The sequence below is a fragment of the Luteimonas lutimaris genome (assembly GCF_039537065.1).
In the GTDB taxonomy this organism is placed as follows: domain Bacteria; phylum Pseudomonadota; class Gammaproteobacteria; order Xanthomonadales; family Xanthomonadaceae; genus Luteimonas; species Luteimonas lutimaris.
In genome coordinates this window covers 61,157-82,660 of record NZ_BAAAZU010000006.1, presented here as the reverse complement: position 1 = coordinate 82,660, position 21,504 = coordinate 61,157, and the positions used below count along the sequence as shown (strand labels likewise).

20 protein-coding genes are annotated in these 21,504 nt (G+C 70.4%); 12 read left to right on the top strand and 8 right to left on the bottom strand.

All coding sequences use genetic code 11. The features are described 5' to 3' along the window. Window positions 1-71: 71 nt before the first annotated feature. The 5 genes from ABD679_RS06840 to ABD679_RS06820 all read left to right on the top strand — a co-directional run bounded on the left by ABD679_RS06840 (window position 72) and on the right by ABD679_RS06820 (window position 4,718). Entirely contained in the window at window positions 72-1,310 is a 1,239-nt protein-coding gene (locus tag ABD679_RS06840) for an MFS transporter (RefSeq protein ID WP_344759222.1), read from the top strand. Window positions 1,311-1,363: 53 nt separating this feature from the next. Further along, window positions 1,364-1,954 (top strand): class I SAM-dependent methyltransferase, encoded by a 591-nt coding sequence (locus ABD679_RS06835; RefSeq protein ID WP_344759221.1) that lies wholly within the window; start codon window positions 1,364-1,366, stop codon window positions 1,952-1,954. A 144-nt stretch (window positions 1,955-2,098) separates the two neighbouring features. Next, the gene (locus tag ABD679_RS06830; protein WP_344759546.1) at window positions 2,099-3,373 is read left to right on the top strand and encodes a polyhydroxyalkanoate depolymerase; all 1,275 of its coding nucleotides are present in this window, start codon (window positions 2,099-2,101) and stop codon (window positions 3,371-3,373) included. 60 nt (window positions 3,374-3,433) lie between these two features. After that, window positions 3,434-4,345, top strand: coding sequence for a peptidylprolyl isomerase (locus tag ABD679_RS06825; RefSeq protein WP_344759220.1), 912 nt, complete (start codon window positions 3,434-3,436; stop codon window positions 4,343-4,345). A gap of 76 nt (window positions 4,346-4,421) precedes the next feature. Continuing rightward, window positions 4,422-4,718: a hypothetical protein gene (locus ABD679_RS06820; protein WP_344759219.1), complete on the top strand. Its 297-nt coding sequence runs from the start codon at window positions 4,422-4,424 to the stop codon at window positions 4,716-4,718. 21 nt (window positions 4,719-4,739) lie between these two features. Here ABD679_RS06820 and ABD679_RS06815 read toward each other — a convergent pair whose 3' ends face one another. Genes ABD679_RS06815 through ABD679_RS06805 form a run of 3 tightly spaced genes read right to left on the bottom strand, consistent with a single transcriptional unit; the run spans window position 4,740 to window position 6,974 of the window. Continuing rightward, window positions 4,740-5,654: a cyclase family protein gene (locus ABD679_RS06815; RefSeq protein ID WP_344759218.1), complete on the bottom strand. Its 915-nt coding sequence runs from the start codon at window positions 5,652-5,654 to the stop codon at window positions 4,740-4,742. After that, window positions 5,647-6,069 carry a gamma-glutamylcyclotransferase family protein gene (locus ABD679_RS06810; protein WP_344759217.1) on the bottom strand — a complete coding sequence of 141 codons (423 nt, stop codon included), beginning with the start codon at window positions 6,067-6,069 and terminating at the stop codon, window positions 5,647-5,649. The genes ABD679_RS06815 and ABD679_RS06810 overlap by 8 nt, the downstream gene beginning before the upstream one ends. Next, window positions 6,066-6,974 (bottom strand): DMT family transporter, encoded by a 909-nt coding sequence (locus tag ABD679_RS06805; protein ID WP_344759216.1) that lies wholly within the window; start codon window positions 6,972-6,974, stop codon window positions 6,066-6,068. Before ABD679_RS06805 ends, ABD679_RS06810 begins: the two co-directional genes overlap by 4 nt. A gap of 113 nt (window positions 6,975-7,087) precedes the next feature. Here ABD679_RS06805 and ABD679_RS06800 point away from each other — a divergent pair, with 113 nt between their 5' ends. Beyond that, the gene (locus ABD679_RS06800; RefSeq protein WP_344759215.1) at window positions 7,088-8,038 is read left to right on the top strand and encodes a LysR substrate-binding domain-containing protein; all 951 of its coding nucleotides are present in this window, start codon (window positions 7,088-7,090) and stop codon (window positions 8,036-8,038) included. A 178-nt stretch (window positions 8,039-8,216) separates the two neighbouring features. On the opposite strand, the gene ABD679_RS06795 is transcribed toward ABD679_RS06800, so the two are convergent. Together ABD679_RS06795 and ABD679_RS06790 are read right to left on the bottom strand one after the other, a co-directional pair. Then, window positions 8,217-9,050, bottom strand: a complete 834-nt coding sequence (locus tag ABD679_RS06795; RefSeq protein ID WP_344759214.1) for a DUF4349 domain-containing protein — start codon at window positions 9,048-9,050, stop codon at window positions 8,217-8,219. A 76-nt stretch (window positions 9,051-9,126) separates the two neighbouring features. Continuing rightward, the gene (locus ABD679_RS06790; RefSeq protein WP_344759213.1) at window positions 9,127-9,477 is read right to left on the bottom strand and encodes a GFA family protein; all 351 of its coding nucleotides are present in this window, start codon (window positions 9,475-9,477) and stop codon (window positions 9,127-9,129) included. Between the two features lie 130 nt (window positions 9,478-9,607). On the opposite strand from ABD679_RS06790, the gene ABD679_RS06785 reads away from it, so the two are divergent. The 3 genes from ABD679_RS06785 to ABD679_RS06775 are packed head-to-tail and all read left to right on the top strand — an operon-like array spanning window position 9,608 to window position 14,579. Further along, window positions 9,608-11,785 (top strand): M1 family metallopeptidase, encoded by a 2,178-nt coding sequence (locus ABD679_RS06785; RefSeq protein WP_344759212.1) that lies wholly within the window; start codon window positions 9,608-9,610, stop codon window positions 11,783-11,785. A 5-nt stretch (window positions 11,786-11,790) separates the two neighbouring features. Beyond that, window positions 11,791-12,756 carry a hypothetical protein gene (locus ABD679_RS06780; RefSeq protein WP_344759211.1) on the top strand — a complete coding sequence of 322 codons (966 nt, stop codon included), beginning with the start codon at window positions 11,791-11,793 and terminating at the stop codon, window positions 12,754-12,756. 5 nt (window positions 12,757-12,761) lie between these two features. Further along, window positions 12,762-14,579 carry a DUF885 domain-containing protein gene (locus ABD679_RS06775; RefSeq protein WP_344759210.1) on the top strand — a complete coding sequence of 606 codons (1,818 nt, stop codon included), beginning with the start codon at window positions 12,762-12,764 and terminating at the stop codon, window positions 14,577-14,579. A 130-nt stretch (window positions 14,580-14,709) separates the two neighbouring features. Here the strand turns inward: ABD679_RS06775 and ABD679_RS06770 are convergent, their stop codons facing one another. Then, a complete protein-coding gene (locus ABD679_RS06770; protein WP_344759209.1) occupies window positions 14,710-16,356 on the bottom strand; it encodes a serine hydrolase in 1,647 nt (548 codons plus the stop codon). Window positions 16,357-16,474: 118 nt separating this feature from the next. Here ABD679_RS06770 and ABD679_RS06765 point away from each other — a divergent pair, with 118 nt between their 5' ends. Together ABD679_RS06765 and ABD679_RS06760 are read left to right on the top strand one after the other, a co-directional pair. After that, on the top strand, window positions 16,475-16,906 hold the full coding sequence (locus ABD679_RS06765; RefSeq protein ID WP_344759208.1) for a VOC family protein: 432 nt from the start codon (window positions 16,475-16,477) through the stop codon (window positions 16,904-16,906). Further along, on the top strand, window positions 16,899-17,732 hold the full coding sequence (locus tag ABD679_RS06760) for a DUF72 domain-containing protein (RefSeq protein ID WP_344759207.1): 834 nt from the start codon (window positions 16,899-16,901) through the stop codon (window positions 17,730-17,732). Before ABD679_RS06765 ends, ABD679_RS06760 begins: the two co-directional genes overlap by 8 nt. A 92-nt stretch (window positions 17,733-17,824) precedes the next feature. Here the strand turns inward: ABD679_RS06760 and ABD679_RS06755 are convergent, their stop codons facing one another. Beyond that, window positions 17,825-19,144, bottom strand: a complete 1,320-nt coding sequence (locus tag ABD679_RS06755) for an MFS transporter (RefSeq protein ID WP_344759206.1) — start codon at window positions 19,142-19,144, stop codon at window positions 17,825-17,827. A 495-nt stretch (window positions 19,145-19,639) separates the two neighbouring features. Between ABD679_RS06755 and ABD679_RS06750 the strand changes: the two genes are divergently transcribed. Then, window positions 19,640-20,581: a DMT family transporter gene (locus tag ABD679_RS06750; RefSeq protein WP_344759205.1), complete on the top strand. Its 942-nt coding sequence runs from the start codon at window positions 19,640-19,642 to the stop codon at window positions 20,579-20,581. Between the two features lie 186 nt (window positions 20,582-20,767). Here ABD679_RS06750 and ABD679_RS06745 read toward each other — a convergent pair whose 3' ends face one another. Beyond that, on the bottom strand, window positions 20,768-21,313 hold the full coding sequence (locus ABD679_RS06745; RefSeq protein ID WP_344759204.1) for a DUF4019 domain-containing protein: 546 nt from the start codon (window positions 21,311-21,313) through the stop codon (window positions 20,768-20,770). Window positions 21,314-21,504 lie beyond the last annotated feature (191 nt).

Genomic DNA, 21,504 nt, shown 5'->3' with positions numbered 1-21,504 from the left:
GTCGGCCAGGTTGACCTCAAGCAATGTCGAGGTTCCACCATGCCGGGCAACTTCGGTCATGGAGATGCACGATGGCGCCTTCCACGGCACCCACCGCCTCGGGTCCGGCCGTGCACCCGCACGCAGCGACCGGTGCCGCGACGCACTGGCCCGGCATCGTCGCGGTGCTCACCGCCGGCCTCGTGGCCGCACTGCAGATCGGCAAGGTCGCACCGGTGCTCGGTGAAATCCGTGCCGACCTCGCCCTCGACCTGCGGGCCGGCGGCTGGCTGATCGCGGTATTCGGGATACTGGGCGTGCTCGCCAGCGTGCCGGCCGGCGCCCTGGTGTCGCGTTTCGGCGACCGCAGGCTGCAACTTGCGGGCCTGGCGGCGATGGCCGCGGGCAGCGGGCTGGGCGCGCTTGCCGGAAGCGCGTCGGGGCTGCTGGCCACGCGCGTGCTCGAAGGCGCCGGCTTCCTACTGTTCGCCGTTTCCGCCGCAAGCGTGGTGCAGCGGCTCGTGCTGGCCCGCCACCGCAACCTCGTGTTCTCCGCGCTGAGCTGCTACCTGCCGGCGGGAATGGCGATCGCGCTGGCGATCGGCCCCGTGTTCCCGAACTGGCGCGGGTTCTGGGCCGCCAATGCCGTGTTGTGCCTGGGAGCGGCGGCGGCGGTGTTCCGTTGCGTGCCGGGCGGAACGCGATCCGCGACCGCGGCCCGCTGGCGCGCAATTGCCCGCGATGCACTGTCGGTTGCGCGCTCGCGGGGACCACTGCTGCTGGCCCTGGCGTTCGCGATGTACGCGCTCCAGTTCTATGCGCTGTCGAGCTTCCTGCCGACGCTGCTGGGCGAACGCATGCATCTGGCCCCGGCCGCGGCCGGCCTGCTGGTCGCACTGGCGATCGGTTGCAACGTCATCGGCAACCTCGCCAGCACGCCACTGCTCTCGCGCGGCGTGCCGCGCTGGATGCTGGTCGCCGCGGCAAGCGCGGCAACCGGCGCCTGCGCATCGCTGGTGCTGGCGTCTTCGCTGCCCCTGCCCTTGCTGCTGGCGCTCTGCCTGCTGTTCTATGCCGCCGGCGGCCTCATCCCCGCTGCCGCGATCGGCGGGGTGGCCGGCATCGTGGCCGACCCTCGACTGCTCGCGATCGCCATGGGGCTGCTCATGCAGGGCAGCTACCTGGGACAGGTGGCGGGCCCGGCCCTGTATGGCAGCGTGGTCCAGGCCTCGGGCTGGACCGCCGCCGCAATCCCCACGGCATTCGCGGCGGTCGCCATGATCGTGTTCGCGGTGCTGCTGCGGCCCGTGTTCGCCGCCGAACGCAACTGAGTCCCACGTCGCAATCGTTGGTGTACGTGGCATGGGCGGGTATCGTGCCGCGCATGGAGAAGCGATACGACCGCGAATACTTCGACCGCTGGTACCGCCACGGCGACATCGGCGGCAGGCAACGCCTGGCGCGCAAGGTGGCGCTGGCCGTGGCCACCGCCGAATACCACCTCGAGCGCCCGCTGCGCAGCGTGCTCGACGTCGGCTGCGGCGAGGGCGCGTGGCGCGCGCCGCTGCTGAAGCTGCGGCCGAAGCTGCAGTACCTCGGCTTCGACAGCAGCGAGTACGCGATCACGCGTTACGGCCGCAGCCGCAACCTGCACTTCGCGCGCTTCGCCGACTTCGAGCAGCTGCGTCCGTGCCCGCCGGTCGACCTGCTGGTGTGCAGCGACGTGCTGCACTACCTGCCCGCGCGCGAACTCGACCGTGGCCTGCCGGGCCTGGCCGAACTGTGCGGCGGGGTCGCCTTCCTCGAGACCTTCGGCCGCGAGGACCAGGCCGAGGGCGACGAGCACGACTTCAAGCAACGGCCGGCGACGTTCTACCGGCGCCGCTTCGAGGCCGCCGGCTTCCGTCAGCTCGGCTCGCACTGCTGGCTGTCGCCGGCAATCGCCCCCGCCGCGACGGCCCTGGAAGCTTCGTAGGAGCGGCGGAAGCCGCGACCCGCCGTCCAACCTTGCCGCGATCGCGGCTTCCGCCGCTCCTGCGGGGGTTCCGCGAGGGTCGTTCACGGTCCCTTCCCGTCATCCGCTATGCTGCGCCGCAGCACCGCTACCGGCTTCCCAATGCTGCTCTACCAGATGCACGAACTCGGCCGCGCCTGGATGGCGCCGCTCACCTACTGGGCCGAGGCCAACGCCCGCATGTTCTCCGCGCGCGACAGCTGGCTGTCCGCGGTCCCCGGCGCCGCGCGCCTGGCGGCGGGCAACGAGCTGCTGTACCGAATCGGCAAGGACTACGAGAAGCCGGAATTCGGCATCCACGCGGTCAAGGTCTCCGGCCACGACGTGCCGGTGGTCGAGAAGGTCGTCGCCGAAAAGCCGTTCTGCAGGCTGCTGCGCTTCAAGCGCTACGCTGACGACGTGGCCAACATCAAGGACATGAAGTCCGACCCCACGGTGCTGGTGGTCGCGCCGCTGTCCGGCCACCACGCCACCCTGCTGCGCGACACCGTGCGCACCCTGCTGCCCGACCACAAGGTCTACGTCACCGACTGGATCGACGCGCGCATGGTGCCGAAGGAACAGGGCACGTTCACGCTCGACGACTACGTCGGCTACATCGAGGACTTCATCCGCCTGATCGGCGCCGGGCGCCTGCATGTGGTCAGCGTCTGCCAGCCCACGGTGCCGGTGCTGGCCGCGGTGTCGCTGATGGCCGCGCGCGGCGAGGCCACGCCGCGCTCGCTGGTGATGATGGGCGGGCCCATCGACACCCGCGAGTCGCCCACCGCGGTCAACAACCTGGCCACCCAGAAGCCGCTGTGGTGGTTCGAGAACAACGTCATCCACACCGTGCCGGCCAACTATCCCGGCAGCGGGCGCCTCGTGTACCCGGGCTTCCTGCAGCACGCGGGCTTCATGGCGATGAACCCCGAGCGCCACTTCCAGTCGCACTGGGACTTCTACCAGGACCTGCTCAAGGGCGACCTCGAAGACGCCGAAGCGCACCGCCGCTTCTACGACGAGTACAACGCCGTGCTCGACATGCCCGCGCGCTACTACCTCGACACCGTGCGCGTCGCGTTCCAGCAACACCTGCTGCCGCGCGGCCTGTGGGACGTCGCCGGCGAGCGGGTCCGGCCGGCGGCGATCCACGACACTGCGCTGATGACCATCGAGGGCGAACTCGACGACATCTCCGGCGAAGGCCAGACCCGTGCCGCGCACAAGCTGTGCACCGGCATCGCCGACGCCGACCGCCAGCACCTCACCGTGCCGGGCGCCGGCCACTACGGCATCTTCAGCGGCCGCCGCTGGCGCGAGCAGGTCTACCCGCAGGTGCGCGACTTCATCGCCGCGCATGCCACGCCGGCACGGCAGGAGCAGCCGGCGCTGCTTTAGGGCGGCCGCGGCCACCAGCGTCTACACTCGGCGGATCTTCCATCCGCACGAGGTCCACGCATGCGTCCTGCCCTGCTCGCCCTGCTGGTTGCCGCCGCCCTGCCGGCGCTTGCCGTCGCCGCCGACGAGGCGCAGAAGCCCAGGACCACGCAGGAGCTGCTCGATGCCTCGCAGCCGTCGGACTGGCGTGCGCTCGACCCGGCCAGCACGCTGTACCTGGAACTGGCGACCGGCCGCGTGGTGATCGAACTGGCACCCGCTTTCGCGCCGCAGCACGTCGCCAACATCCGCACCCTCGCCCACGAGGGCTACTGGAACGGCATGAGCATCAACCGCTCGCAGGACAACTTCGTCGTGCAGTGGGGCGACCCGGCCGAGGAAGGCCAGCCGCGCAAGCCGCTGGGCGACGCGAAGGCGCACCTGCCCGCCGAATTCGAGCGCGACGCCGCCGGCCTCGACTTCCACGCCCTGCCGGACCGGGATGGCTGGGCGCCGGAGGTCGGCTTCGCCGACGGCTTCCCCGCCGCGCGCGACCCGGCCGAAGGCAAGGCGTGGCTGGCCCACTGCTACGGCGCGGTGGGCGCCGGCCGCGACGTGGCCGCCGACTCCAGCGACGGCACCGAGCTTTACGTCGTCGACGGCCAGTCGCCGCGCCAGCTCGACCGCAACATCACCCTGGTCGGGCGCGTGGTCGAGGGCATGGAACTGCTGAGCGTGCTGCCGCGCGGCACCGGCCCGCTGGGCTTCTACGAAGACGCCGCGCAGCGCGTGCCGATCAAGGCCATCCGCCTGGCCGCCGACGTGCCCGAGGCGCAGCGCACGAAGCTGGAAGTGCTGCGCACCGGCACGCCGCTGTTCGACGCCGTGGTCGAGTCGCGCCGCAACCGCCGCGACGACTGGTACAAGCGCCCGGCCGGCCACATCGACCTGTGCAACGTCACCCTCCCCACCCGCGAACCACCGGCGCACTGACCCGTTCCGTCACGCGCGTTTAGCTTTCCCGCGGCTAGCCTGCCCGCGTCCCCCAACGCGCACAAGGAACCCCGACATGGCCCTGCTCCGCATCCGCCTGACCGGCAGCGACGATGCCGCCCGCGCGGTGATGAACCTGCTGCTCGGCCTCGACGGCATCGAGCACGTCGAGGAAGTCGGGGACCTGATGTCGCACATGGACGACGCGGACTCCAGTTCCGCCGGCCTGAGCGACGTCGGGGGACCGCAGCTGCACGAGATCGAGATCGACATCCCCAACGAGTCCACCGGCCGCAAGGTGCGCGAGGCAGTGGACGCGCTGGCGTTCGACCTCGACGCGCTGGTGGAATTCGAGGACGACGAGGACGAGTGACGTCCGTCCCGCGCGGCCGGGTTACCGCAGCCGCGCCAGCGCGCGTACCGGGAACGTGCCCACGCCGCGGAACTTCGGCGGCACCGCGCTGAAGTCGAAGCCCTCGTCCGGCAGCGCGGCCAGGTTGCACAGGTGCTCGACGATCAGGATGCCGGCGCCGAGCAGGGTCGAATGCACCGGCCGCGCCCTGCCGCGCGTGTCGTCGATGTTCATCGAATCGATGCCCACGAGCGCCACGCCGCAATCGCGCAGGTAGTCGGCGGCGTCCGCCGTGAGGTACGGATGCCCTTCGGCATAGGCCGGCGTCGCCCAGTGCGCGTCCCAGCCGGTGTGCACCAGCACCGCGCGGCCGCGCAGCTCGCGGCCGCGGAAGAACGACGCATCGATGGCCCCGTCGTTGCCGTGTCCCGCGCGGACGACGAGGCCGTCGAGGTCGGCGAACGCGGCCGGCCCGACCTGCGACAGGTCGGCGCCGTCGGCATAGCGGTGGAACGGGCAATCGATGTAGGTGCCGGTGTTGGCGACCATCTCGATCGAGGCGATCTGGAACTCGGTGCCCGCCTCGTAGTGCGCGCGCGACTGCTCGCGGCCCAGGTAGTCGCAGACGTGCACGGCCGGCAGGCCGGGGTACGTCACCAGCCCGTCCTCGATGACGTGGCTCAGGTCGACCCAGCCGCACGCCGCGCCGCGCCCGCCGCCCGCGGATGCATCGCCGGCACGGCCGCGCCTGTGCGGTTCGGCGACGATGCGCTTGTTGCTGATCCGCGCCGGCCCGACCATCAGCAGGCGCAGGTCGCGCACGATGTGCTCCACCAGCGCCGCGTCGTCGATGTCGTTGCCGTCGATGTCGAGGCGGAAGTCGTGGCCGCGCAGGCTACCGCCATTGGTGAACTCGATCTCGAAGTCGAAGACCACCCTGTATTCGGTCTCACGCATTGCCGGCCTCCCCGCGCAGCGGATGGCAGGCGGTCGTGCGAAGCGCGTAGACATGGACGTCCACGCTCGTGCCGTCTCCCAGCCGTGCGTCCGTCATCACGCGCTCGTAGCCTTCACCCTCGAACGCATCGAGCGCATCCCAGTGCAGCGGCAGGTACGGCGAGCTGAAGATCGCGCCCTCGACGTCGCCGCCTGCCGCGCCCGGCACGATGCCGGGATAACCCATCGCCGCGCCCCACCCGTCCCCGTGCAACGTGCCGGTCACGGTCGCCGGTTCCCAGCGTCCCGGGACGCCCGCCAGGACGTGGGCGTTGGGATGTCCCGGAGCGAGGCTTCCATAGACGAAGAGCCTGTGCGTCGTCTGCTCTCCCGTCGGACCGGACGGTCGCGCGCCGTGTCCGGACCCGGGCTTCATCGCGCACTCCGCTGGCTGATGGCTACGCTGCCCAGGATCATCGCGCCGGCGACGGCCATCGGCCAGGTCAGTGGTTCGCCCAGCAGCATCCACGCCCAGGCCACGCCGAACAGCGGCACCAGGTAGGTCACGGTGGAGGCACGGCTGGCTCCGACGCGACCGATCAGCCGGTAGTACATGACGAAGGCAATGCCCGTGCACAGTACGCCGAGCGTCGATGCGGACAGCCACGACTGCAGTGGAATGGCGTGCCGCGGCCAGGCCGCGACCGCGAACGGCAGCACCAGCAGCGCCGATGCCGACAGCGTTGCCGCCGCCACCGCGGCCGGCGGCAGCCCGGTCAGGTGGCGGCGCACCAGGTTGATGCCGATGCCGTACAGGAACGCGGCGGTCGCACCGGCGGCCACGGCCCAGCCGATGCTGGCGCCGGCGACCTTGCTGCTGGCCAGCACCACCACCCCGGCGAACCCCGCCAGCAACGCCAGCGAACGCCGTGCGCCGATCTTCTCGCCGAAGAACAGGAAGCCGACCAGCGCGGTGAACAGCACCGTCATCGCGTTGGCGATCGCGCCGATGCCGGCCGGCGCGCGCTGCGCCGCCCATGCGAACAGCACGAACGGCACCGCGGAATTGATCGCGCCGATCAGCGCCAGCTTCGGCCACAACCGCGCCGGGAACCGCGCACGCGCCCGCCACAGGAACGGCAGCAGCACCAGCGCGCCGAGCGCCAGCCGCATCTCGACCAGCGGCACGGCGCCGAAGTCGTTCGCCGCCACCCGCATGAACAGGAACGAGGCGCCCCAGATCGCGCCGAGGAGGGTCAGCTCCAGCGGAGTCATCCAGTCGCGCGGGGTGGCCTGTGCCAGCCCGTCGGCGGTCGTCGTGGTGCACTCGAGTGTCGCCATGCCTGCAATCCTGTTGAAGGACTGCCCGGTATTCTCCGGGCCACCGGGGCACCGGCAAGCGCATACTTTGCGTCCAAGCCACAAATCTGGCTTGTGTCTCGAGGAGGTCGACGATGAACCTGCGCCCCGCCCTGCTGCCGTCGCTGGGCGTGTTCGCCGCCGCGGCCCGGCACCAGAACTTCGCCCACGCCGCGGACGAGCTGCACCTGACCGCCAGCGCGGTCAGCCACCATGTGCGCAAGCTGGAAGCGAGCCTCGGCGTGGCGCTGTTCCGGCGCCACGCGCGCGGGGTCACGCTGACCGGCGAAGGCAGGCTGCTGGCCGACGCCGCGGCGGCCGCGGTCTCCGACCTGGATGCCGTGGCGCAGTCACTGGGCCGTAACGACGACCGCCAGCGGTTGCGCGTCAATACCCTGCACTCGCTGGCGCACTGCTGGCTGCTGCCGAGGCTGCCTCGCTTCCTGTCGATGCATCCCGACCTGCGCATCAGCCTCGACACCGACATGTCGCTGGCCCGCTTCGACGACGGCGGCCCGGACATGGCCATCCGCCACGGCGCCGGCCACTGGCCGGGCCTGCGCGCGCGCCACCTGATGGACGACGCACTGTTCCCGGTGGCGGCACCATTGCTGCCGGGTATCGCCGGCATCGCCGGCCCCGGCGACCTGCTGGCGTTCCCGCTGCTCTCCGACCTCGCGCTGCAGGGCTGGCCGGAGTGGTTCCGCGCGGCGGGCCTGCGCGGGCAGCGGCTGCCGGAGATGCACATGTTCAACGACAGCACCGACGTCATGCGCGCCGCGGCGGTGGGCATCGGCATCGGCCTGGCGCGACAGCACATCGTCGCGCCCTGGCTGCAGCGGAGCGAACTGCAGCGCCTGCCGGGACCGGCGCTGAAAACGCGCTTTGCCTACTACATCGTCCACCCGGCGCATCGCAGGCCGCGGGCGCCGGCGGCGGCGTTCATCGAGTGGTTGCGCGAGGAGGCGCGGGGGATGACGGTTGCAGAGGCGGAGGTCCAGGTGTTGTCCGGAGGTCGCGGGAAGGCAGCCAGGAAGGGCGGCTGAAACCTTGTCGTCATTCCCGCGCAGGCGGAGTTTTCCGTAGACGAACGCCTGATCATCCAGTGACTTTGGTTTCAGCCGGTGAACATCCATGGATTCCCGCCTGCGCGGGAATGACGGGCAAAGGCGTTTCGTCCTGCGACGAACCCTCGCTCTTCTCCGCTGGGGCGGGAGAAGGGTTCTAATGGATCTTCTTCGCCCGCCCGCTGCGCATCTTGCGCCACAGCGCAACAAGCACCACCACGACCACCAGCACCGGCAGCAGGAACGCCAGCGCGCGGATCGTCCATGCCAGGCCGCTGGCGAGGGTGCCGCCGAAGTCGCGCAGCGCCTGGCCGATTTCGCCGCGACCGCTTTCCGCCGACGGCGGGCTGAAGTCCAGGGTCAGCTTCTGGGTATCGATCCGGCGCTTGTGCTGCGCGCCTTCGCGTTCGGCGGCGTCGAGCTGCGCCTGCGCCTCGGCCAGCTGGCGCGAGAGCGCGATCATGTCGGCCACGGCCAGGTCGCGGCGCTGCTGGAATTCCTGCAGCCGCGCCATCTCGTTGTGCAGCCGCTCCTGCACCAGCGCGTTGTCGCGCACCTGCACGGCCAGGTCCTCGGCGTGGGTGCTGCGCGTGCCCAGCCGCGCGTCCCTGGCGGCCAGCGCGATCATCGGCTCCACGCCCGCCGGCACGATGCGCATGCCCAGGCTGGCGTTGGGCCGGTCGCCCGACCGGGTGCGCGCATCGAGGACCACGCAGGCGCCGAAGCGGCCGTTCTCGCAGGCCGCCTTCGCCGCCTGCATGCGCGGCTCGATTTCGTCCGCGGGCAGTACCACCCCGACCTGGTGTTCGTAGGCCAGCATCGCCTGCATGTCGCCGCCGGCATCGCCGGAACGCGCGCGCGGCGCCGCCGGCGCAGGCGCGAATGCGCCGCTGCCGCCGGCCGCCGGTTCCTGCTGCCCCTGGTGCGAGCAGGCCGCCAGCGCCAGCGCCAGCAAGGCGGCGCCCATCCATCGCGTGCTTGCGTACGTCATCGCTTCACTCCGTCGTGCACCGCGGGGCTGCGGCGGGATGGCCAACGCCCATGCGCGCCGCGCGGGGTTGCCGGGCTCAGAAACTCGCGCCGTCCACCTGCGAGATTTCCAGTGCCGCCAGGTCCACGTCCGGCAGGCAGCGCACGTTCACCGCGACCATCTTCGCGCCGGTCTTCGGGTCCGCGCCCTCGCTGAACGGCGAGATGCCGCAGGTGGTGCAGAAGTGGTGCGCGATCTGTTCCTTGTTGAAACGATAGGTGCCGTAGTCCGCCTCCGGCGTCTTCAGCGTGAGCGCCTCGCGCGGGAAGAACGCGAGCAGGCCGCCGCGGCGGCGGCACATCGAGCAATTGCAGTCGATCGCCTGCGTCACTTCGCCTTCCAGGTCGAAGGCAACCGCGCCGCAGTGGCAGCTTCCGTGGTGGGTCATGGCCATGCTCCGTTCGGAATGTGACCGCGCAACATAACCCGATGCGCGCGGCCGCGCATGCGCCGGGGGTCACGATTGCCGCCCGCCGCTGCTTCACGCATGCTTGGATTTTCGTGTCCCAGGGATCGCCATGGTTCACATCCGCACGTTCGTGGCGGCGGCGCTGTTGGCCGCGACCGCCAATGCCTGGGCCGATGCGCCCCCGGCGCCCGCCAGTTGCGCCAGCATCCCGCTGGCCGGCGCGGACGCCGCCGCGGTGCGCACGCCCAGCGCGCCGGACGCCTGGGGCGGCCCGCGCACGGGCAGCGAGGCATCGCTGTCCGATCGCGTGGTGCGCTACGAGATCGACGCCACCCTCGATCCCGACAAGCACACGGTCACCGGCAAACAGCGGCTGACCTGGCGCAACCGCAGCGCGCAACCGGTCTGCAGCGTGTACCTGCACCTGTACCTCAATGCGTTCGAGGGTCCGGGCAGCACGTTCATGACCGAGCTGCGCGAGAACAGCGACCGCTTCCGCAGCGATGTCGCCTCGCATGACGGCGAATGGGGCTACATCAAACTGGACAAGGTGGCCCAGGGCGGCGCGCCGGTGAAATCGACGTTCGTGCAGCCCGACGGCGGCCCGTCCACCGACCGCACCGTCGTCCGCCTGGACCTGCCGCAGCCGGTGGCTCCCGGCGCCAGCACCACGCTGGACATCGACTTCCTCGGCCAGCTGCCGCGGGTGGTGGCGCGCACCGGCTACTACGGCAGCTTCCACCTGGTCGGGCAGTGGTTCCCGAAGATCGGCGTGCTGGAGCTGCCCGGTGAGCGCGGTGCGACCACCCCGCGCTGGAACGCGCACGAGTTCCATGCCCACAGCGAGTTCTATGCCGACTTCGGCGAGTACGACGTGCGCATCACCGTGCCCGAGGGTTACACCGTGGGGGCGACCGGCGAAGAGACCGGCGAACCGGTCAAGCGCGACGGCAAGGTCACCCACCGCTTCGTGCAGGACGACGTGCACGACTTCGCCTGGACCGCGGACAATCGCTACGCGAAGCCGCTGGTCGGTTACTACGAAGGCCCCGGCAGCCCGAAGGTCACCGTGCGCGTGCTGTACACGCCCGAGTACGAGAACAATGCCGCGCCCGCGCTGCAGGCGACCATCGACTCGCTGGAATACTTCTCGCGCACGCTGGGGCCGTATCCGTACCGCACCGTCACGGTCGTGATCCCGCCGCACAACGCGGCCGAGGCCGGCGGCATGGAGTACCCGACGTTCTTCACCGCCTCAAGCTTCGCCCGCGTCGATGAAGGCACGATGACGCGCGACCTGCTCGACTTCGTCACCATCCACGAGTTCGGCCACGGCTACTTCTACGGCATCCTCGCCTCCAACGAGTTCGAGGAACCGATGCTGGACGAGGGCCTCAACGAGTTCTGGGACCAGCGCATGCTGGTCTCGCACAAGCGCGACATCCACCTCACCTCGCCACTGCTGAAGAAGCTCGGCATCGACCTGCGCCTACCGGTGTTCGACTACGAGCGCATGGCGGCGATGAACCGGACCCCCGCCGATCCGCTCGGCCAGAACGCCTGGAACCGCATGTCCGGCGGCAGCTACGGCACGGTGTATTCGCGCACCGCGACCACGATGCACGACCTGGAGGCGGAAGTCGGCACGCCGGCGCTGGAGCGCGCGTTCAAGCTCTATTACGCGCGCTGGAAGTTCCGGCATCCCTCGATCGCCGACTTCGAACAGGCCATGGCCGAGGGCACGGGCCGGCCGGACGTGGTACGACGCGTGTTCGCGCAGCAGGTCTACGGCGTGCAGCCGGTCAACGACCGCATCGAGGCGTTCTCCAGCCGCGAGGTGCTGCCGCAGCCGGGCCAGGTGGTCCACGATGGCAAGCGCGTGGAGCTGACTTCCGCGGCGATCGACAAGGCGGTCTCGGACAAGCGCGCGGCCTGGAAGAAGGCCCATCCGGACGCGAAGCCGGGCGAAGGCCCGTTCCCGTACCGCACCCGCGTGCTGGTGCGGCGCAGCGGCGCCGACGTGCCGCAGGTGCTGAAGGTGACCTTCGCCGATGGCAGCACCCGCAGCGTGCGCTTCTCCGGCACGCGTCCGTGGCAGCGTTTCACCTGGACGCTGCACAGCAAGGCGGTGTCGGCCGAGCTCGACCCGCAGGGCGCGATCAACCTCGACGCGGACAAGCTCGATGACAGCCGCACGCTGGAACCGGATGCATCGGTGGCGCGTCGCCTGTCCGGGCAGGCCACGAGCCTGCTGCAGACCCTCTACAGCCTGCTGGTGAGCCTATGAACGCCGTGACCGACAACGCCCGCGCAACCCAGGCCGCGCCACGCCGCGGATTCCGCGCCCTGGGCGCCGCGCTCGGCGCCGCGCTGCAGTGGCGCCTGCTGCTGCTGTGGCTGCTCGCGACACTGGTGCCCGCGCTGCTGGCGGTACTGCCGCTGGGCGACGCCCTGCAGGCGCAGTTCGGCCACAGCTTCCATGCCGGCGAGATCGCCAGCGGCCAGCGCATGGGCCTGTTGCTGCAGGGGCTGGGCAACATCGGCCAGCACTCGTCCGGCGTGGTCTTCACCAGCCTGCTCGCCGCCAGCGTGCCCATGCTGCTGCTCGCGCCTTTCCTGCCCGCGATGATCGTCGCCTCGCTGCGGGCCGGGCGGCGCCTGGGCTTCGCCGAACTCGTCGCCGGCGGCTGCGGCCAGTACTGGCGGATGCTGCGCATGCTGCTGTGGTCGATCGTGCCGCTGGGCACCGCGCTGGTCTTCGCCGGCGCGGTAACGGGCTTCGCGACCAAGTCCACCGAACACGCGATCCTCGCCGCGGACGTCGAAAGCGCCTTCCGGCTCGCGCTGTGCGCGGCTGCACTGGTTTTCGTCGTGCTCCATGCCAGCGTCGAGGCCGGCCGCGGCTGGCTCGGCGCCGACGCCGGCCTGCGTTCGGTGCTGCGCGCCTGGTGGCGCGGGCTGAAACTGCTCGTGCGGCGCCCGCTGGCGACGCTGGGCGTCTACCTCGGCGCGACCGTGCTCAGCCTGCTCGTGGCGCTGCTGTTCGCCTGGTTGCGGCTGCGGCTGGACGGCCCCGGCACCGGTGCCTACCTGCTCGGCATCCTGCTGACCCAGGGCATCGTCCTGGCCCTGGCCTGGGGCAAGATCGCGCGCCTGTACGGACTGGCCGACCTGGCCGCGGACGCCGCCGCGCGCACGCAGCCGACGCCCGCCGCGCCCGCCGGTACAGCCGAACCCCTTCCTTCCCCATCGACGTGAATGCCATGCAACGCAAGCTTCCCCTGGCCGTCCTCGCCCTCGCCCTTGCCGCCTGCCAGCCGCAGTCCCCGGCACCCGTGACCGACGCCGCCGCGCCGCCGGAGGCCGCGGCCGGACAGGCCACTTCGCCCGCCGACACCGCCTTCGCCGCGCTCTCGCAGGAATGGCTCGACGGCTGGCTGCGGCTCAACCCGGTCTACGCCACCCAGATCGGCGACCACCAGTACGACGACCAGGTCGACGACCTCGGCGCCGACGGTCGCCAGGCGACCGTCGACTTCAACAAGGCGATTCTTGCCAAGCTCGACGCCATCGATACGTCCACGCTTTCGCGCGAGAACCAGGTCGACGCGCTGATCCTGCGCAACCAGGTCGAGGGCGACATCTGGAACGTCGAGACCCTGCAGTCCTGGGCCTGGGATCCGCAGGCCTACAGCGGCCTGGCCGGCGGCGCGATCTACGGCGTTATGGCGCGCGAGTTCGCGCCGATGCCGGAGCGCCTGAAATCGGCGGCCGCGCGCATGCAGCAGATCCCGGCCCTGTTCGCGCAGATGCGCGAGAACCTCGATCCGGCGCGGGTGCCGAAGATCCATGCCGAGACCGTGGCCAGGCAGAACGCCGGCCTGCTGCAGCTGGTGGACCAGTTCATCACCCCCAATGCCGACCAGCTGTCCGGCGACGACCGCAAGCAGCTCGACGACGCCGTCGCCACGCTGCGCAAGGCGGTGGGCGAACAGCAGGAATGGCTCGACAAGACCCTGGTGCCGAACGCGAAGGGCGACTTCCGCATCGGCGCGCAGCTGTACGACCAGAAGCTGAAGTTCTCGCTCAACGCATCGCTGTCGCGCGAGGAGATCGGCCAGCGCGCCCGCGCGGAAATCACGCGCGTGCGCGACGAGATGTACGGCATCGCCCGCACCGTGCTCGAGGACAAAGCCGATGCACCGGAGATGCCGGACGCGCCCACCGATGACCAGCGGCAGGCTGCAATCGAGGCCGCGCTGGAGCTGGCCTACGCAGATCGTCCTGCGCGCAGCGAGGTGGTCGACGCCGCCAAGCAGGCGCTGGCCGACGCCACCGCGTTCGTGAAGCAGAAGGACCTGGTCACGGTGCCCGACGACCCGGTCAAGATCATCCTGATGCCCGAGTTCCAGCGCGGCGTCGCGGTCGCCTACTGCGACTCGCCCGGCCCGCTCGACAAGGGCCTGGACACCTACTTCGCGATCTCGCCGATCCCCGACGACTGGAGCGACGAACAGGCCACGTCGTTCCTGCGCGAATACAACTCGCGCATGATCGACCTGCTGGCGATCCACGAGGCGATGCCCGGCCACTACCTGGAGGGCGCGCACTCGGCGCAGTTCCCGTCGACGCTGCGCGCGGTGCTGCGTTCGGGGCCATTCGCGGAAGGCTGGGCGGTCTACACCGAAAAGATGATGACCGACGCCGGCTACCTCGACGGCGACCCGCTGTTCCGCCTCGTGCAGCTGAAGTTCTACCTGCGCACGATCGCCAACGCGATCCTCGACCAGGGCGTGCACGTCGACGGCTGGAGCCGCGAGCAGGCCATGCACCTGATGACGCACGACGCCTTCCAGCAGGAAAGCGAAGCCGCCGGCAAGTGGGTGCGTGCGCAGCTGACCTCGGCCCAGCTGCCGACCTACTTCGTCGGCGTGCAGGAACACTTCGACACGCGCAAGGCGGTGGAGGAAAAACTGGGCGACCAGTTCGACCTCAAGGCCTACCACGACAAGGTCCTGTCCTACGGCGCCCCGCCGGTGCGCTTCGTGCGGCAGCTGATGCTCGACCAGCCGATCGAGTAAATCCGTGCCCATGCGGGAGCGGCGGAAGCCGCGACCGCCTTGCCGCCAAGCCTGGTGGGAGCGGCCATGGCCGCGATGACTGGCCCGCAAGGCCCATCGCAGCCATGGCTGCTCCCACAGGCGGTGCTAGCTACTCCTCCTCCACCGGCACCAGCCGCAGGTCCTGGAAGTCGAAGCTGAAATCGGTCAGCGGCGAGATCGGCACGATCCGCGCCTGCGTGATCTTCCCGTCCGGATCCAGCGAGAACGTCAGGAAGGCATCCGCATTCAGGCCGCGGTCGCGCCAGCGCACGATGAAGGTGTCGTGCTGCCAGTGCTCCAGGTCGCCGAGCAGCTGCGCGGTCTTCGAGAACTGGATCTGCAGGCCCTTGCCGCCGCGGCTGACCACGACATCGCCGTACCACGGGTCGCGATAGGTGCCGGCGTATTTGTCCAGCGGCAGCGATGGCTTCGAGTTCACGTCGCGCGCCGCCACGTGCTTGTCCCAGCTCTCGTCGGCCTTGGCCTGCGACTTGGCCACCGCTGCGGCGTAAGCGCCCACCCAGTCGGTGCGGGGTGCGCCGAGGTAGGCGTCGAGCACGCGCATGGTGATCGCGTTGAACGCCGAACCGGCCTCGGCACTGGTCAGCACCACCACGCCGAGCTTCTGCTCCGGCACCAGGGTCAGGCGCGAGACCATGCCCGGCCAGCCGCCGGTGTGGTAGACGAGCTTGCTGCCGCGGTAGTCGGTCAGCACCCAGCCCTCGCCGTAGCCGAGGAAGTTGGGCTTGGTCGCCGCCAGCTCCGGCACCGACGGCTCGGAAATCGGGATCGGCGTCAGCACCGACCACATTTCCTGCTGCCGCTTCTGGCTGAACAACCGCTTCGCGTCGTCGCCCTCGCCCGACATCACCCCGCCGGCGAGCTGCACGCGCATCCACTTCGACAGGTCGTGGACGCTGGAGTAGATGCCGCCGGCGCCGGCGACGTTCGACCAGGTCAGCGGCGCGACCGGTTGCAGGTCCTTGAAGTCGAACTTGGCGTGGCCGGTGGCGACGTTGTCGCCGGGCTTGATGGAGTCGGCGTTGAAGCGCGTCTCGGCCATGCCCAGCGGCCCGAAGATGCGGGTGCGCAGGAACTGTTCGTAGCTCATCCCGCTGGCCGCCTCGATCACCTGCTGGGCGACGCCGAACAGGATGTTGTCGTAGGCGTAGCGTTCGCGGAAGCCGCCGCTGATCGGCACGTCGCGCAGGTGCTCGGCAACCTCGCGCGCGCTGTAGGTGGTGGTGGGCCAGAACAGCAGGTCGCCCGCACCCAGGCCCAGCCCGCTGCGGTGCGCGAGCAGGTCGCGGATGCGCATCTCGCGGGTGATGTAGGCATCGGACATGCGGAACCACGGCAGGTGGTCGATCACGCGGTCGTCGAGCTTGAGCTTGCCTTCGTCGGCGAGGATCGAGATCGAGGCCGCGGTGAAGGCCTTGGTGTTCGACGCGATGGCGAACGCCGTGTGCGCATCCACCTTCGCAGGCTCGCCGAGCTTGCGCACGCCGTAGCCGCGCTCGAGGACGACCTCGCCATCCTTGACGATGGCGACCGCGATGCCGGGCACGTCGAACTGCTCGCGCACGCTTTCGACGTAGGCGTCGAGGTCCTGCAGCTCGGCAGGGATCGCCGTGGCTTCGGCGGCGGCGGCGGGTGCATCCGCCACTGCGGGCGGCTCTGCGAAACTGGCGCCGCAGCAGGCGGCGAGGGACAGGACGAGACAGGCGCGGCGAAGGCGCGTCGTGGCGGCGGTCATGCGGTTCCCCGATGGAGTGACCGCCGCATTGTAGACAGACCGCGCGGCGGACGCCGGCACGCGACGCAGGCGGCGGGAAGTCGTAAATTCGGGGTTCCCCCGAACCACGGAGTCCGCGATGACAGACGCCGCCGACACCATCTCCACCATCATCCCCTGCCTGCGCTACCGCGACGCCCACGCCGCGATCGAGTGGCTGTGCCGCGCCTTCGGCTTCGAGAAGCAGGCCGTGTACGCCGATGGCGACATCGTGCACCACGCGCAACTGGTCTTCGGCAACGGCATGGTCATGCTCGGCTCGGCCGACAACGCCAGCGAATGGGGCCGGCAGGTCGCCCAGCCCGACGAGATCGGCATGCGCGAGACCCAGAGTCCCTGCGTGATCGTTGCCGACACCGACGCGCACTACGCGCGGGCGAAGGCCGCCGGCGCGACCATCGTCATGGACATCGCCGACCAGGACTACGGCGGTCGCGGCTATTCATGCCGCGACATCGAGGGCCACCTGTGGTGGTTCGGCAGCTACGACCCGTGGAAGGGCCATGACTGACGGCCTGTTCGACGCGCAGCCGCCGCAGGCCGTCGACGGCATCCGCGCCGGCATCGGCGGCTGGACGTACGCGCCCTGGCGCAAGAACTTCTATCCGGCCGGGCTGGTGCAGCGGCGCGAGCTGGAGTACGCCAGCCGCCACCTCAGCGCGATCGAGATCAACGGCACCTACTACGGCACGCAGAAGCCCGCGACGTACGCGAAGTGGCGCGACGAGACGCCGAAAGGCTTCGTGTTCTCGGCCAAGGCACCGAAGCGGATCATGGCCTCGAAGGTACTGGCGAAGGCCGGCGCGCAGGTCGAGGACTTCATCGGCGGCATCGCGGAACTCGGCGACCGGCTCGGCCCGCTGGTCTGGCAGTTCGACCGCGGCACGAAGATCGATGCCGACGACTTCGCCGCCTTCCTCGACCTGCTGCCGAAGAAGGCAGGCGGACGCAGGCTGCGGCACGTGCTCGACGTGCGCGACCCTGACTTCGTCGACGAAAGCTACCTCGCGCTCGCGCGCATGCACGGCATGGCGACGGTTTTCACCGATTCGCCGGAACATCCGTCGTTCGCCGACGTCACCGCGGATTTCGTCTATGCGCGGCTGATGCGCGCACGCGCCGAGGTCGGCACCGGCTATTCCCGCGACGAGCTGGTGCAGTGGGCCGCACGTGGGCGCCAGTGGGCAGCCGGCGGGGAGCCCGATGACCTGCCGCGGATCGGCCCGGCGCCCGCGAAGCCCGCCGCCAGGCGCGACGTTTTCATCTATTTCATCAGCGCGGCGAAGGAACGCAACCCGGCGGCGGCGATGGCGCTGCTGCGCGAACTCGGCGCCTGAGCAATCCCCCCATGAATTTGTAGGAGCGGCTTCAGCCGCGAGCTCTTGCCGGCGGGGCGCAGAAGAACAAAAGCTCGCGGCTGAAGCCGCTCCTACAAGGGCGAGGCCGGGCGCGCGGCCGCGCCTCGCCGCAGCAGGTGCACCGCGACGCCCGCTCCCACCGCGCAGGCCAGCGCCACGTAGTGCGCCGGCGCCAGTCCGCCGAAGCGCGCCGACAGAAAGCCCACCAGCGGCGGCGTGATCCCGCCGAAGATCGCGTAGGCGATGTTGTAGGAGAACGACAGCCCCGAGAACCGCACCACCGGCGGGAACGCGGCGACCATGATCGTCGGCACCACCCCGACCACGCCGGTGAAACCGCCCGCGACGGCGTACAGCAGCAGGAAGTGCGCGGTGCCGCCCGACGCCAGGTGCAGGTACAGCGCGTACGTGCTCGCCGCCAGCCCCGCCACGCCCACCAGCAGCGCCCGCGCCGGGCCGAACCGGTCGGCGCCCCAGCCGAATGCCAGGCAACCGAGCATCAGCGCCGCCGTGGCAACGCTGTTGCCGTTGAAGGCCAGCGCCGGCGGTATCGCGAACGAGGCCTGCACCAGGGTGGGCGTCATCAGCACGACGACGAGGATCGCCGCGGTCAGCATCCAGGTCGCCAGCATCGACAGCACCACCGCGCCGCGATGCGCGGCCAGCACCTGGCGCACCGGGAAGCCTTCAGCCAGCGCCTTGCGCTCGCGCAGTTCGGCGAACACCGGGGTCTCGCTGAGCCACCGGCGCAGCCAGACCGCGAGGAAGCCGAACACGCCGCCGAGCAGGAACGGCGCGCGCCAGACCCAGTCGTGTACCTGCTGCTGGCTGTAGTGCGCGCTGATCCACGCTGCCAGCAGCGAGCCGACCAGGATTCCCGCGGTCAGCCCCGAGGTCAGGCTGCCGCAGGCGAAGCCCACCCGTCCGCGCGGCACGTGCTCGGCCACGAACACCCACGCCCCCGGCACCTCGCCGCCAACCGCGATGCCCTGCACTACCCGCAGCAGCAACAGCAGCAGCGGCGCCAGCGCGCCGGCCTGTGCATAGGTCGGCAGCAGGCCGATCAGCAGCGTCGGCACCGACATCAGGAACACGCTGAGCGTGAACATACGCTTGCGCCCGACCAGGTCGCCGAAGTGCGCCATCACGATCCCGCCCAGCGGCCGCGCCAGGTAACCGGTGGCGAAGATGCCGTAGGCCTGCAGCTGCGCCAGCCAGGGCGCGGTGTCGGGCGGGAAGAACAGCGCACCCAGCACCTTGGCGAAGAACACGAACACGACGAAGTCGTAGAACTCCAGCGCACCGCCCAGCGCCGACAGCGTCAGCGTCCTGGCATCGCGGCGGTCGAAGGGGCGTGGCGGGGCGGCGGAAGCGCTGGCGACGTCGTGCATGCGGCATTTTGTCCCGGAGGCGACCGGCGACGCCACACCGGCCGGGTGCACACCGGCGATCGCGTGGGAGCCGCTTCAGCCGCGGGATTCTGAAGGTCGGATCAAGCGCAAATCCCCCATACCCCCTTGTTCAAGGGGGAAGAAGCGAAAGACTGTTTCCGGCAGCCGGCTGCCGGCAACCGACGACCGACCCTGCAACCCCAAAAGCCCGTCATCCCGAGCGCAGCGAGGGATCTGCTTTTACTCAGCCAGCAGATCCCTCGCTGCGCTCGGGATGACAACCCATGGCACTGCTTGCAGCATCTACCCGGTCCCCAGCCCCGATTCCCGACTCCCGAGTCCCGATCCCCGATCCCCGAGTCCCGAGTCCCGATCCCCGAGTCCCGAGTCCCGAGTCCCGAGTCCCGGCCTTCCAAGCGCTCGCGGCTGAAGCCGCTCCTGCAGGGTGCTGCGAGGCGATAATGCGCGCAGCGCAGCCCTCCCCACCACACCCCCATGACCCCGACCGCCAAGGCCCAGTGGCAGATCCACCTCTGCGTCGCGCTGTGGGGCTTCACCGCCATCCTCGGCAAGCTCATCACCCTGCCCGCGCTGCCGCTGGTGTGGTGGCGGATGCTGCTGGTCACCGCCACCCTGGCGCTGGTGCCGAAGGTCTGGCGCGGGCTGCGCGCGATGTCGCCGCGGCTGCTGCTGGCCTACGCCGGCATCGGCGCGCTGGTGGCCCTGCACTGGCTGACGTTCTACGGCGCGATCAAGCTCTCCAATGCCTCGGTCGGCGCGACCTGCATCGCGCTGGGCACGCCGATGACCGCGCTGCTGGAACCGTGGCTTGCCGGGCGGCGCTTCTCGTGGCGCGACGTGCTGCTCGGCATCGCCGTGCTGCCGGGCGTGGCGCTCGTGGTCGGCGGCGTACCCGACGGGATGCAATTGGGAGTCGCGGTGGGCGCGCTGTCGGCGCTGCTGGTGGCGCTGTTCGGCTCGCTCAACAAGCGCTTCGTCGACCGCGGCGAACCGCTGGCGATCACCGCACTGGAACTCGGCGCCGGCACCCTGCTGCTGACCGCGCTGGCGCCGCTGATGCCGCTGCTGTTCCCGATTTTTTCCGGCACGCTGTTCGCGGTTCCCGATTCCCGGGACCTGGGCCTGCTGCTCGCCCTGGCGCTGGCCTGCACGCTGTTCCCGTTCGCGCTGTCGCTGGTGGCGCTGCGGCACATGAGCGCCTTCGCCGCGCAGCTGGCGGTGAACCTGGAGCCGGTGTACGCGATCGTGCTGGCCATCGTCCTGCTCGGCGAGCAGCACGAGCTGTCAGGGCAGTTCTACCTCGGCGTTGCGATCATCCTCGGCGCGGTGCTGGCGTACCCGCTGTTCAACCGGCCGCGGCGGATCGCGCATCCCGAAGTGCTGGCGACCGGCGAGAACAAGGCCGCGATCGAATAGGTCGCGCAGCTGTGGCGCGCCCGGCCTGGCGCAGTGGATCCTGTGGATCCCCGTGACCCTGGTGATGCTCGCGTCCCCGGTCGGCTTCGACCTGCGGGTGCATTCTCCGGCCCCGGCTGCCAGCGGCAGGCATGAAAAAGGCGGGACCGGTTTCCCGGCCCCGCCCGTCATGCTTCGGGCCCCGGCTTACTGGGCGCCGTTGGGGCTGCGCAGGCTGTAGCCCGACACGCGCCAGGTCTTGTCCTCGTCGAGGCGGAACGACACCAGCTCGCGCACCGGCGCGTTCGACTTGGAGAACGTGGTCGGCACCGCGACGTTGAGGTACAGGCCTTCCGGGACGTCTGCGCCGGCCGGGAACTGCGAGCGGCTCACCTCCGGCTTGCCGCGCGTGCCGGCGGTGCCCAGCCGGTTGCGGTCGATGGTGATCTGCTTGATGAAGTCGTCGCGCGTGACCAGGCGCTTCATCGTCGCCGAGCCGTTGTCCCAGATCTCGCCGATCTGGTTGGCGTCGACCATCTGCATGACCTGCAGCGCGGCGTTGCTCATGTCGGCGTTCTGCTTGGCCAGCTGCGCCTGCTGCTGCGGGGTGAGCTGCTGCTGCACCGGCTGCGCTTGCTGCTGCTGTGCCTGCTGCTGCGGCGCGGGCTGCGACGGGCTTGCCTGTTGCTGCTGCGCCGAGGCGGTGCCGATGGCGGCCAGGAGGGCGGCGGACAGCAGGAGACGATGGTTCATGCGGGTTCCTCGGGTGGAAATTGGATGTCGGCCAAGTCTACGGCAAGCCGTGGTGTGGGCCGCAAGGGCGTCCTTCACGCCGGGCATCCGCCCGTGCAGCGTGTTCGCTGAACGGGGAATTCCGGGGCCGGGCACGCCGTGGCGGCGGCCAGACGGCGGTCCGCCCGGGACGACCTCGGGCGAACACCGCG